At 36.2% G+C, this 13463-nt stretch carries 12 protein-coding genes and 1 tRNA gene; 9 read left to right on the forward strand and 4 right to left on the reverse strand.

Annotation, left to right across the window (positions count from 1 at the left end; genetic code table 11):
• Nucleotides 1-82: 82 nt before the first annotated feature.
• Nucleotides 83-1303: a helix-turn-helix domain-containing protein gene (locus tag AC59HZ_RS16200; RefSeq protein WP_496546828.1), complete on the reverse strand. Its 1221-nt coding sequence runs from the start codon at nucleotides 1301-1303 to the stop codon at nucleotides 83-85.
• A 456-nt stretch (nucleotides 1304-1759) separates the two neighbouring features.
• Between AC59HZ_RS16200 and AC59HZ_RS16205 the strand changes: the two genes are divergently transcribed.
• Entirely contained in the window at nucleotides 1760-5902 is a 4143-nt protein-coding gene (locus AC59HZ_RS16205; protein WP_496546829.1) for a S8 family serine peptidase, read from the forward strand.
• A gap of 100 nt (nucleotides 5903-6002) precedes the next feature.
• Here the strand turns inward: AC59HZ_RS16205 and AC59HZ_RS16210 are convergent.
• A tRNA-OTHER gene (locus AC59HZ_RS16210) sits at nucleotides 6003-6086 on the reverse strand.
• A 33-nt stretch (nucleotides 6087-6119) separates the two neighbouring features.
• Complete coding sequence (gene yxiS, locus AC59HZ_RS16215; protein ID WP_496546830.1) at nucleotides 6120-6416, reverse strand: protein YxiS; 297 nt, start codon at nucleotides 6414-6416, stop codon at nucleotides 6120-6122.
• 143 nt (nucleotides 6417-6559) lie between these two features.
• On the opposite strand from yxiS, the gene AC59HZ_RS16220 reads away from it, so the two are divergent.
• From AC59HZ_RS16220 to AC59HZ_RS16230, 3 genes are all read left to right on the forward strand, one after another.
• Nucleotides 6560-6838: a DUF1292 domain-containing protein gene (locus tag AC59HZ_RS16220; RefSeq protein ID WP_496546831.1), complete on the forward strand. Its 279-nt coding sequence runs from the start codon at nucleotides 6560-6562 to the stop codon at nucleotides 6836-6838.
• A gap of 131 nt (nucleotides 6839-6969) precedes the next feature.
• Complete coding sequence (locus AC59HZ_RS16225; protein ID WP_496546832.1) at nucleotides 6970-7218, forward strand: hypothetical protein; 249 nt, start codon at nucleotides 6970-6972, stop codon at nucleotides 7216-7218.
• Nucleotides 7219-7306: 88 nt separating this feature from the next.
• A complete protein-coding gene (locus tag AC59HZ_RS16230; protein WP_496546833.1) occupies nucleotides 7307-8098 on the forward strand; it encodes an alpha/beta fold hydrolase in 792 nt (263 codons plus the stop codon).
• 29 nt (nucleotides 8099-8127) lie between these two features.
• Here the strand turns inward: AC59HZ_RS16230 and AC59HZ_RS16235 are convergent, their stop codons facing one another.
• Nucleotides 8128-8667, reverse strand: a complete 540-nt coding sequence (locus AC59HZ_RS16235) for a helix-turn-helix domain-containing protein (protein WP_496546834.1) — start codon at nucleotides 8665-8667, stop codon at nucleotides 8128-8130.
• Between the two features lie 148 nt (nucleotides 8668-8815).
• Here AC59HZ_RS16235 and AC59HZ_RS16240 point away from each other — a divergent pair, with 148 nt between their 5' ends.
• From AC59HZ_RS16240 to AC59HZ_RS16260, 5 genes are all read left to right on the forward strand, one after another.
• Nucleotides 8816-9460, forward strand: coding sequence for an alpha/beta hydrolase (locus tag AC59HZ_RS16240; protein ID WP_496546835.1), 645 nt, complete (start codon nucleotides 8816-8818; stop codon nucleotides 9458-9460).
• Between the two features lie 22 nt (nucleotides 9461-9482).
• Entirely contained in the window at nucleotides 9483-10262 is a 780-nt protein-coding gene (locus AC59HZ_RS16245; protein ID WP_496547061.1) for a DODA-type extradiol aromatic ring-opening family dioxygenase, read from the forward strand.
• Between the two features lie 164 nt (nucleotides 10263-10426).
• Nucleotides 10427-11407 (forward strand): NADPH:quinone oxidoreductase family protein, encoded by a 981-nt coding sequence (locus tag AC59HZ_RS16250; protein ID WP_496546836.1) that lies wholly within the window; start codon nucleotides 10427-10429, stop codon nucleotides 11405-11407.
• Between the two features lie 26 nt (nucleotides 11408-11433).
• Nucleotides 11434-12486 (forward strand): NADP-dependent oxidoreductase, encoded by a 1053-nt coding sequence (locus AC59HZ_RS16255; protein ID WP_496547062.1) that lies wholly within the window; start codon nucleotides 11434-11436, stop codon nucleotides 12484-12486.
• Nucleotides 12476-13414, forward strand: coding sequence for an MBL fold metallo-hydrolase (locus AC59HZ_RS16260; protein ID WP_496546837.1), 939 nt, complete (start codon nucleotides 12476-12478; stop codon nucleotides 13412-13414). The genes AC59HZ_RS16255 and AC59HZ_RS16260 overlap by 11 nt, the downstream gene beginning before the upstream one ends.
• Nucleotides 13415-13463: the final 49 nt, after the last annotated feature.

A 13463-nucleotide genomic window follows, 5' to 3' on the forward strand; every position in this document is an offset into this window, starting at 1 on the left:
TCTTATACTTCCCGCTTGGATACCTAGTTACAATTATTTTATTAAAAAAGGCATGTCACTAAATGTGGCATGCCTCTTCTATTTAATGATTAATCAATACATGGGCCATTTTTAAGGCTTTACCATTTTGTTTCTTTTTAAAATAATAATTAAACAATTCTTTTTTTGAACGTTTAATTAAATAGACAAACCCAAATTTTTCAAACAACGGTAATGAATGTTCGGACAAGTATTGATGGTATTCCCGTTCTTTATCTTGAATTAAATAACTTAGTAAGGTAAATAAGTTTATAAATAATTGGTCATTTTTATTTAGAGCTGTTTCAAGTCCTTCATTTGCCAGTTGTAATAATTCATCCTTTGGAAGTAACTCCCCATAATATGCACTGTTTATATACCCTTCTAGAGAAAGTAAGTATGGGCTTGAATCACTATCTTTGAGACTCATTGACTCTTTATAGTATTTATTAGCTGGTTCATAATTTTTTCTTCTAAAGTGTTCAAAAGCTAAGTTGTGTATTACCTTTGCTTTTCGAGCAGGTGAATGACAAAGGTCACAGCTTTTGATTAAGCTTTCAAACCTCTGAATAGTCTCTTTAAAATCTCCATCATCTTTTACTTGAATCACCATAAGCATTTCTGCATCAATCACTCTAAGATAGTTATTAATTTCTTTAAAATATTGACGCGACTTATCTGCGAAAAAATAAGCCATAACAGGTGATTCAATCGAATGGTACGCGATTGCTAAATGATAGGTATATTCCTTGTTATTGTAATCTGTGTCATTTATTGACTTTAATGCTTGAATTGCTTTGATATTTTCATGCTTCGCTAAATAGTAAATTCCTAAAACGTGTTTGAACAGATTTGCTTCATAGGATGATAATTTATGTTTGTTCTTTTGGATTTCCTCGATGATGTTAAATGCTTCATCGGTCAGATTATGCATTAGTAAATACCTTATCCGAAGTAATTTGTAAAAATTGATATAATCAGAGATTTGAATTAATTCTTCTTGCTCAAGTTCTTGATTAATAAGATTCATTTCTTCAAATAATTGCATGATAATAACATCATGCCAATGATGTAAGCGCTTTTTTATATTTTTAAGTTTTGTTATTTCATTTTCGATATTTAATCCTAGACGCTCGGATAAAAGAGTGATAATTTCAGGTGCATATTCAGTATGTAAACGCTCAATTTTACTAATATGTGTTCCAGAACAAATCCCGTATCCTAATTGCTCTTGAGTAATTTGGTATTTTTCGCGGTAAAACCTAATGATTTTCCCCTCATACATAATGAATTTCTCCTTCTATAAAAATTTTATCTTGATGTGTTCGAGAATTAGGAAAAACAAGATTCCCCCAAGTACAAAGATGATTTTTTTTATATAGTTCAAAAGATGTCAATTAAAAGTAATCTAACAGTTTAAGATTTTACAAAAAAACGTTCAATTCTTCAAAATTTGACAGTGTTTTACAGGAGTTATGACAAATTATGCAGTGATATTAGAACGACTTGATGAAAAATTCCCCCAATTTGCCGAGAACAAAAATCAAGTACAATATGAATTAATAGAGTTGTCTAATTATTCTTACTCTTATTTTACACTATCTTTCTTTAGGGAGGAAAGCGATGATCTTAGGAATATGTAACCATTTTATTAAGGAAAACTGCTAGATTTATTATTTTTAGAAAATTATAGGTTTATAATTTGCCGCTGAAATTAAATTAGTAGAAGGAGCGTCAATTAATGAAAATTCGAAAGAAACGATTTCTAAATGTTATGGTAACAGGTGTATTAGCATCTAGTTTACTTACATCTTATTTAATGCCCCAGCACAAAACGTATGCTATTTCCAATTCTGCTGAATCGATCTTAAAAGGACTTACGGAAGAACAAAAACAGTCTATTAAGCGATTAACTCCACAAGAAGGCTTTATTATTGATCCAAGTTTATTGTCATTAAAGGATAAAACAGCACATGTCATTGTTGAGTTCAAAACAGCTCCGGTCGAAAATGCCAAGCAATCAAAATCAAAAGGTACATCTAAAAATAAAGCAGAAAAGATAAAAGGGGAACAAGAATATTTTAAACAACGATTAACTGAAATTTTTAAGAAGAAGGAGGAGTTAAACCAAAATAAAAAAGAAAATTCAATTAAATATCAAATTAAACAAACTTACCAGAATGTATTTAATGGAATGGCTATGACGATTCCTACAAGCGAAATTAATACCTTGCTTCAGACGGGTGTAGTTAAAAGGATTTGGAAAGACAATGTCGTTAGTTTACCGATAAATGAATCGACTACTACCCAAGAACCAACAACTGGAAAAGTAATTCCACCAGCACTTCCTCATATAGGAGTTGATCGTTTACATAATGAGGGCTTAAAAGGACAAGGAATAAAAGTTGGGGTACTTGATACAGGGATTGACTATAATCACCCTGATTTAAAAGATGTTTATAAAGGCGGATATGATTTTGTCGATAATGACTCTGATCCAATGGAAACAACTAGAGCGCAATGGCTTGCATCTGGTCAACCTGAAACGATAGATGGTAGTTCATACTATACAGAACACGGTACTCATGTTGCTGGAACAATTGCAGCTAACCCTAAAAATGATGTTGAATATGCAATGACAGGTGTCGCTCCGAATGTTGACTTGTATGCATATCGAGTATTAGGTGAATATGGATCAGGATATGATTCATCCATTATCGCCGGTATAGAAAGAGCTGTAGAAGATGGAATGGATGTTATTAATCTATCATTAGGTAATGGTAATAATAATTCCTTAGACGCTACATCTGTAGCAATCAACAATGCAGCATTAAAAGGGGTCATACCTGTTATAGCCGGAGGAAATGCAGGGCCAACTCCTGGTACGTTAGGTTCACCAGGTGCCTCTCCACTAGCAATCACTGTGGGTGCTAGTGATGTGCCGACTGATATTCCAACCGTTAAAACAAGTTTAGAAGATATTACAGTTCAAAATACATTAATGGGGCATAGCCTTGGTAAAGATTATCTAAAGTTAATGGATAAAGAGTATGATGTTGTTGAAGTAGGAATTGGTACAGAAGAGGATTATATTGACAAAGACATTAATGGGAAAGTGGCATTAATTTCTCGTGGCACAATATCATTTGATGAAAAAATCCGACGAGCTCATGATAAAGGTGCTGTAGCTGTATTGATTTACAATAATGAGGAGGGAGAAATTCCATATTTCTTGGGTGAAAATCATGGCTATGTCCCAACCTTTAAAATGTCACAGTCCGATGGAGTAAAACTTTCAGAAAAATTAAAAGCAGATCCTACAGCTAAACTTAAATTAACAGACTTACAGTCAAATATGACTACAGGTGATGTGTTAGCTGATTTTAGCTCGCGTGGTCCAGTTAGTAATAACTTTGATATTAAACCAGATGTAGTAGCACCTGGAGTTTCTACATTCTCTACTGTTCCAGAATATATTAATAGTCCGGAAGATGGTGTCGATTATTCGAGTGGTTATGCGAGTTTAAGTGGAACATCCATGGCAACACCACATGTTGCTGGAGTTGCAGCCTTATTATTACAATCACATCCAGATTATACAGTTGCAGATGTAAAAGCTGCGCTTATGAATACGGCCGATCCTTTAAAAGGTCGTACGTACAATGTAAATGAAGTTGGAGCAGGACGTGTAGATGCTTATGAGGCAGTTCACAATTCAACGTTATTTGAAGTACAAAATAAGACGACTTCCTTAGATGAAGATGGATTTAAAATAGAAATCGATGACATTTCAGGATCTATACCTTTTGGTAGTATTGCACAATCAAATGAGACTCAAAATAGAACAACCTCGATTTCTATTAAGAATTTAAGTAGTGAACTAGAAACATATCATTCAAGAGTAGAATTTTTAACAATCGATGGTGTTTCAAGGGATGCAAGCAAGAGCGGTGTGACGCTTCAATTACCGTCTTCAATCGAAGTGGGTGGGAATGAAAGTAGGGCTATTAATGCAGAAATAACGATTCCAGCAGATGCAGAATTTGGTATATATGAGGGATATATTTATATTGAAAATGAGTCGAAAACTACAGAATATCAAATTCCTTTCCATGTTCGTTATGCTAAACCTGGATTCGAAAAACTTAAATTTTATAAATATGCCATAACGAATGACCTTAGTAACTTTCATCCATACATCGAGCCGTTTACACCAGTCGAATTCAAGTTAAATAGTCTTATGAAAACGATTGATGTAGTGGTTAGCGATCTAGATGGAAAACCAATTGGGTTTTATGGCACATTTAATTTAGAAAATGCGTCAGTTGATACGGATTACTTAATATTTTTCGGATTTTCAGGTGAAGTAAAATATTTTACAGGTGATCCGAATAAACCTTTAGCACAGGAATATGAACCGCTTAAAGAAGGTAAATACATTGTTTCTTATATTGGTACCGGAGTGGATGGTAAAACATATAAAATCGATAATGACATGGTGATCGATAATACAGCTCCGACACTGGAATTTGATAAGAAAACAGGAATCCAAGAACTTTCACGTTCAGATTTAACAACTGAAAATTATGACGGACAAGACTATACAGCATATTGGGTACATGGAAAATTGTATGATGATACGATTGACTATTTAAAAAGTAGAGGACATGACATCACTCAAGAGGCCAATACCGCGTACGCATATCAAGATTCTTATTGGCCAACAGCTGAATTTTTCCCAAATGCAAATGGTGAATTTAAATTTGGTGTCCTTCCAGAAGAATATGCAAACTACCCAACAAATGTAGCTATCTATACTTATGATTACGCTACTGCAGGAAATCCGATTTTCCCAGAATTCACCTTTATTGATAAAGGAGATCAATATTCTACAATTAAACCAAATACAAAAGGTGTAAGTCTTGGATCGGAGTTTGTAAATACATTTACCGTTCATAACGCGAAAGATTTAACAAGTGCTTCTGTAACAATCGATGTGCCTAATTTCTATAAAGTTGTAGACGTTAAGCCATCAAAACAGCTAGTGGATCTTGCAAAGAAAAATAATTGGACAATTAATGTCGCAAAGCCACAAATTACAAAAAGCACCTGGTCTAATCTTTCAGCATTTGCTGTAGATATTTCAGACAAAAAGACAAAATTACCAGTTTCAATTAATGATGATATTGATTTATTTGATATCACATTAAAAGTAGTCGATGACCATAATTACATGGTAGAAAGTGGATTCTATTATCAAGAATCTTCTTATCAAACAAGCACTGGTAGTAAGTCTTCTTTACCAACATTTGCAGAAAAGTTTAAATTCATTTCTCAGCACTCGTGGTTCGAAGGTTACTATCATGGTGAAGCAGTTAATTTCGATAATTATGATTTAGATTATTCAAAGATTGGAACAAAGGCTTATCTAGTTGATAAAAACGGTAAAAAGTACCCTGCTGATATTTCAGAAAATGGTTATATGACAATAACGGATATTCCTGCCACGAAGGATGAATATACATTAATTGTCGATATTCCTGGGCATTTCCAATACAGCAAAAAAATAACTTTAAGCAGGACGATCGATGGAATAGTCCAAGGTATTTTCTATAATGTCTATACGGATACTGCTGCTGCTGGAGATGTCAACGGAGATAATGTAATCGATATTTATGACGCAAAGCTGGTTGCAAACAATGCTGGAGTTACAGGGGATAGATTGAAAGAAGATCTTAATAAAGATGGAGTCGTTGACATTATTGACTTCAACTATATCGAAAAGAATTTCATGTCCATCAATCCATACATCCCAACGTCCAATAAACCAGTTGAAAAAACTAAGGATTTAACATTAGAAGAATTGAAAAAAAGTTTCAATTAAAAACTGATAAAGGCTGCCTTTGATCATCAAAGGCAGCCTTTATCAGTTTTTATAAATAAAAAAGCAGACATCCTTTATAGATATCTGCATTTTTTATCAAAGGACTTGGCGGGATTCGAACCCGCAAAACACATAACAGCCAATGTTCATGACTGCCAGTTGCTCTACATTGAGCTACAAGTCCTGTTTGTAATATGACCTTTATGGATGAAATTATTCATTTCTTCTTTCTTATTTCTTCTGTAACCACAAATGCCAAATCATCGTTTCCAAACAACGATAGTACTCCAAGCAAGGTTTGGTCATCTACTTCTCCAGCTTCTTCCTTCGGCACGGTTAACTCGATTGCTTCTTTTAAGGCTGGGTTTGAAGCCTGATTCGGATATGCCTTTAGATATAAGTCTTCGGGATCCAGATCATGGTTCACACACCATTGCGTAAAAACGAGAATCATCATTTTCTCTTCGCCCTTAAAGTTCTCGATGATTTTTTCTTCTATTTGTTTACGATTCATAAAGAATTCTCCTTTTATTGTTATAGATTCATTATAAAAGTTTTTTAAGAAAAATGTTGATTTTGTATTGGAGAATGATTTTCTCCTAATTTAGACATACTGATTGAAGGATGATTTACACTATTAGGAGAGGTGGATTTGAGATGAGCAAAATCGAAGTAGGCGAAATATTTACCATCAGTGACGAGAATGACGATGAACAGGAAGTTGAAGTACTTGGTGTAATGAATATTGAAGGCTCTGATTTTGTCGCTGTTGCTTTTGCAGAAGATGTAAAACAAGAAACAGACGATGATATTGATATCTTCTTTTTGAAAGTAGATGAAGAAGGAGATTTTTCCGCCATTGAAAGTGATGAGGAGTTTGATAAGGTATCCGCAGCCTTTGATGAAATGATGGATGAGGAAGAAGAGGAAGATTAAGAATAAGATATTCCAGGAGGTAATGAATTTGCCTCTCTTTTTTTTGATTGGTTTTTTATTGGAAAAATTATGTATGAATAAAGAAATTTATGGAATACTAATCAGAGAAAAATCATCAAAGGAGAAACGGAATGTCTATTAAAGAAGGAACAAAATTTCAAATCTCTCAGGGTATTCAGAGCTATTTTAATTCTGCTGAATCGTTAACAGTCCTCTCAAATAACGGTATCACGATTCAATTTACTCTTGGCGATGGCAAAGGCTATGGATCAATGCCAGTTGAACATTTAGATTATTTATTAAAAAAATCAAATTTATCACTAATTCCAAATAAAAGAGCATTACTTAGTGTGGAGCATGATGAGGAACAGATTGGGTAACTAAAAGCAGAGCATTACTTTTTCATTAAGTAATGCTTTTTTATATGATTAGTATTGAAAACATTAAAAATATTTGGAGTGAAAATCGATGAAGAAACTGGAGTTTGAAAATTCAACGATTGCTTATGCAGACCAAGGTGAAGGAGAACCAATCGTCCTGTTGCATGGGTTTTGCGGAAGTTCACAATATTGGGAAGAAGTTGTACCTGAGCTCTCCAAAAATTATCGCGTGATTGTTCCGGATTTGCCAGGCCATGGTAAATCGGATCCTTTTGGAGATACTTGTACAATTGATGATTTTGCCAATCGTATAAAAGGCCTTCTGGATGAATTAACGATCCAGAAAGTGACGATGTTTGGCCATTCATTAGGCGGTTATATTACACTAGCCTTTGCTGAAAAATTCAGTGACCGGTTGAAAGGATTCTCCTTGGTTCATTCTACAGCCTTTCCTGATTCAGATGAAGCGAAAAAGGGAAGAGCTGCCAATGCCGAAAAAATCAAACAGGAGGGAATCCAACCTTTAATCGAGGGCCTAATCCCGAAACTTTTTTCTGCTGATCATCAAAATGAAACGTATGTTGAAACGGCAAAGAAGATCGGCTTTGCAACACCCCCACAGGGTGCCATAGGAACATTAATTGCGATGAAAGACAGGCCTGACCGAAATAAAGTATTGGAGGCAACCAATCTGCCAGTTTTATTAATCGCAGGTGAGCACGATCAAATTATTCCAGCTGAAAAAACATTCTCGGTGAGGAAGTCCACTATCAGACAATCCGTTATTAAAAATGCCGGCCATATGAGTATGTACGAAGAGCCGAAAAAACTTATTTCAGAAATGAAGCTTTTTTTATCAACAATTTATGAATGCTGTTAATGGAATGAGAGGAACCATAACGGTTCCTCTTAAAACAAGTCATTTAGTTCTGTATCTGAATAGACAGATATTAAAACAACCGCCTTTTGATCTCCAATATTTTTCACAAAATGCGGTACACTTGCATTCCAACTGAAGGAATCTCCCTTTTCTAAGATGATTGAATCCTCCCCTTGTTCAGCAAGAACTTTTCCTTCTAATACTAAATGACACTCTTCCCCTTGATGTGAATTGGCTTCCCCCATCGAAGCACCTGGTGGAAACTCCACGCTCATCATCCGTAAACCGCCTTTTGAAGTAATGTGCTCAATCTTTAATTGATTAAAGGATGAGTAGGTGCGCTCATTTTTTCTGACAACGTGCATATGTTGCTTTTTCTCCAACAAAAGATAAGGTAATGGAACCCCAAGGAAGTTGGCAATTGTCTGCAGCGTATTAATCGACGGAGAAGTATTATTGTTTTCTACATTGCTTATAAAACCCTTGGAAAGACCGGTGCCTTCGCACATTTGGGCAATCGTAATTTTCTTTCGATTTCGGATTGCACGAATTTTTGAACCAATATCCAAATTAATCACCTCAAAAGTTTCTAAATAAAAAACTTATTTATATATTAGCAAATAAATAATTGACAATCCACTCGCTTTCTTGTTATCTTATAAAAAACAAAGATTCATATTTGAAAACATTTTTTAATAACGAAGGGATGTTGCAAAAATGATTTCTCCAATGGTTTATGAACTTCGTCGACCAAATCAAATAGATCCGAATAAAACGTATCCAGCCATATTTCTCTTACATGGAATTGGCAGTAATGAACAAAATATGTTGCCATTAGTAAAGGAATTAGAAGGAAAATTTTACATTTTCAGTATAAGAGGTCATCTGCCGCAGCCTCCTGGTTTTGCCTTCTTTACAATTCAGGGTTATGGGAAACCGCACCGTGAAGTGTTCGATGAAGGGATAAATATGCTTACAAGCTTTATTGATTATGCATGCCAAGAATATCCATTAGACCTAAATAATTTGTTCTTACTAGGTTTTAGCCAAGGTGCCATTCTTTCCATGACACTTGGTCTTACCTTAGGGGACAGGATCAAAGGCATCGTTGCCCTTAGCGGATATATTCCTGGTTTTGTTAAGGAAGAGTATGAAATAAAACCTGTTAATAACCTATCCCTATTTATTTCTCATGGGGAAATGGACCAAGTTCTTCCTTTTGAATGGGGAGTAGCCAATAATGAATATTTTAGAGAATTAGGTGCAAATGTAACCTTTAAAACGTATCAGGAAGGTCACTCCGTTTCTCTACAAAATCAGCAGGATTTTATGAAATGGCTGTTTGAAATTCTTGAAAAATAAAACTAAAAGGGAGGAATTAGAAATGCTGCCATCTTTCTTTATCGCTCATGGTGCACCGCTGCTTGCAGTTGAGAACAATGAATACACAGATTACTTAAATCAGCTGGGCCGGGAATTACCGCGTCCAAAAGCCATCGTATTATTTTCAGCACATTGGGAGTCCCAGAATCAAAAAGTAAGTGAAGTTAAAGAATATAGCACCATTTATGATTTCGGGGGATTCGATCCTGCCTTATATACGATTAAATATCCGGCAAAAGGGGATCAGCAAATTTCAGAGGAAATAAAGAATTTGTTCAAAGCAAGCGATATTCCGTTTGAAGTAGAAGCTTCACGCGGATTGGACCACGGCGCATGGGTTGTCATTCGTTTACTTTATCCAAATGCTGATATTCCTGTCATCGCCATGTCCGTTAACCCAAAACTTACTCCTCTGGAACAGTATAAAATTGGGAAATCTTTAACTGCTTTAAGAGCTAATGACGTTTTAATTATTGCTAGCGGAGGAACATCTCATAACCTGAGAGCACTGAAATGGGCTGATAATGGCCAGGTTGATCAATGGGCCCTTGAGTTCGAAGATTGGTTGGCCCATCACCTGCAAACTTGGGATGTGGAGTCACTATTCAAGTATGATTCTTTGGCACCATATGCAGAATATAGTGTTCCTCCTTATGGAAATGAACATTTTATTCCCTTGTTTTATGCCATGGGAGCGGCTGACGATGTGAAAAAAGCAAGCTTATTACATCGAAGCTTCCGTTATGGAAATCTATCACATAGTGTTTGGCAGTTTGGGTAAGTCATTACGAGTTCAAGGAAAAAAGGTCAGTTTACTGGCCTTTTTTTGTTGTCTATTTAAATTTTCGTTAAACTAAATAAATTGATAAATTTTATGAATATTGTTATTATTCTTATAAATGTAAACAATGCTTTCAACAATTAATAAACGATGGGGGAAAAATCATGAAAAGCTGGCTAGTAAAAGAACTTGGGGAGCCTTCCGATGTTCTAAGGATGGAAAATGCGGAAAAACCTGAACGTGCAGAAAACGAAGTATTAATCCAGGTTAAGTCGGTTGCGCTTAATTTTTTTGATATTCTTTTATGTCAAGGAAAATATCAAGAAAAACCGCCGCTTCCATTTACGATTGGATCAGAGGTATCCGGAATAGTGGTTCAAGCTAAGGAAGGCAGCAGGTTTAAAGAGGGGCAGCGAGTGTTAGCATTACCACAAAAGCCGCATGGAGGTTTAGCGGAATTCGTTTCTGTTGAAGAGGGTTCGGTCTATCCCATTCCTGAATCAATGAGCTGGAATGAAGCTGCTTCGATGTTTATTACATACCACACCACTTATTACGCCTTATTTAATCGGGCTAATATCCAAAACGGCGAGGTATTACTTGTTCATGCTGGAGCAGGAGGCGTTGGTTCTGCAGCTATCCAGTTAGGAAAGGCAGCAGGCGCATTTGTAATAGCAACTGCGGGCGGTTCGGAAAAAACAGAAATTTGCAGACAGCTTGGTGCTGACGTGGTCATTGATTACTTAACAGAGGACTTTGTTGAAGTGGTGAAAAGAGAAACTGATGGTAAAGGTGCAGATGTGATTTATGACCCGGTTGGTGGCGAGGTTTTTGACCGTTCCCGAAAATGCATTGCATTCGATGGCAGGATTTTGGTAATCGGGTTTGCTGGAGGTAACATTCCAAGCATTCCAGCCAATCATGTCTTAGTAAAAAATTATTCGGTTGTTGGTGTCCACTGGGGTTATTTTAATCGACTATATCCTGAAAAAGTGTATCAAGAACATGAGGAACTAATCAGTTTATATGAAAAAGGAAAAATCAAACCGCTCATTTATAAAGAGTTTGACTTTCAAGATGTACCGGATGCCTTAAATTTACTTGCAACGAGGAAAACGTGGGGGAAAGTTGTAGTAAAAGTATAAATCAATCATACGGGGGCTGAAAAATGATGATTAACAATAAAAAAATCCTATTAGCATACCGACCGGTTGGAATGCCGGATGGAAGTAATTTTACAACGATTGAAACGAGCGTACCAGAAATAGTGGATGGAGAAGTATTAATTAAGTCACTCTATATTTCTGTTGACCCATACATGCGCGGCCGAATGTCGGATACAAAATCTTATGCTAAGCCATATGAGGTAGGGGAACCATTCATTGGAGGAATCGTGGGTCAAGTGATTGAATCGAAGAATCCGAAATTTAAGGTTAATAGTTTTGTTGATGGACGGCTGGAATGGGCGGAATACAATGTTTCCAATGGCAGTAACATCCGAAGAATCAATCCAGATGCCGCACCGATTTCCACGGCCCTTCATGTTCTTGGAATGCCTGGTTTGACCGCTTATTTTGGATTATTACACATTGGACAGCCAAAGGAAGGGGAAACTGTTGTTGTCTCTGGAGCTTCAGGTGCTGTAGGGACGATAGTGGGGCAAATCGCAAAACTGAAAGGCTGCCGTGTAGTTGGAATTGCAGGAGCTGAGGAGAAATGTGAGTTTCTAACATCAGAATTAGGCTTTGATGCAGCGATCAACTATAAAACATCACCAGACGTATACAAGGAACTATTAAAAGCATGCCCGAATGGTATTGATGTATATTTTGATAATGTCGGTGGAACGGTGACGGACGAAGTGATGAAGCTGATTAATTTTCAGTCACGGATTGTCATTTGTGGCCAAATTTCTCAATACAATTTGGAAAAACCAGAAATGGGCCCAAGGATTCTTGGACATCTACTTAAAACCAGTTCCATGGTGAAAGGGTTCATTGTTTCTGACTATGCGGAACATAATAAAGAAGGTTACACAATGTTAGCAAAGTGGGTACGTGAAGGAAAAATCAAATACCGAGAAAATGTCATAGAAGGCTTTGAAAATACCGTGGAAGCTTTTCTTGGACTTTTTCGAGGTGAAAACATTGGTAAACAACTTGTGAAGGTCGCTGAGGCTGCTTCCCTTAACCCAGTGGAGGGGGAGGCATCTATTGCTGAATGATATAGGTGTTACAAAAGTAACGATCCCATTGCCTTTTCGATTAAATCATGTTCATTGTTTCTTAGGAGAAGGTTCTGAGGGATGGACGATTATTGATGCGGGATTAAATAATGCGGTATCGAGGGATATATGGCAGCCAATTATTGAAAAACATGATATTAAAGATCTAATTATTACACACTATCATCCTGACCATTTTGGCTATGCTGGGACGTTGCAACAATTAACTGATGCTGCCGTATGGATGACGAAGGTTGATGAAGAGGCAGGATTAACGTATTGGGAACCAGGTTCTCTTGAATTTGTGAAAATGAATTATGATATGAGTGGTCTGCCAGATAATGTTTCATTTGAACTGACAAATGATGAAGGAAGCTTTACTCCAAGGGTAAAACCTTATCCGAAGGTAACTCATTATTTGGAAGAGGGAATGAAGATCCTTTTTGGAAAATATGAATATGAAGTGATTTTCACTCCTGGTCATTCTGATGGATTAATTAGCTTGTACAACAAGGAGAACAGCATCCTTTTCTCAACCGATCACATTTTACCAAAGATTTCACCGAATATTTCCTACTGGTTCCGTGGGATTGAGAACCCATTAGAAGCTTTCTTTCAATCTTTGAAAAAAATTGAAATGCTTGACGTCGATTATGTCATCCCTTCACATGGTAATCCCTTCCGGAATGCCAATAAGAGGATTGAGGAATTAATTGCCCATCACCATGAGCGGCTCGATGCAACATTTGAATTTATCCAAAATCCATCGACCATCTATGAAGTATGCCAAAAGCTCTTTAAAAATTTAACCACCCATGAAACCCGTTTTGCCATTGGAGAGACTTTGGCTCATTTGGAATATCTTCATCAAAGTGATCAGTGTAAAAAGTACTTAAGTAATGGTATCTGGTATTTCGAAGCAGTTTAAATTAAAATAAAAATCCTTCCCAGCTTTTAGAGTGTGGAAGGATTTTACT

The organism is Neobacillus sp. DZ-9 (genome assembly GCF_059587065.1).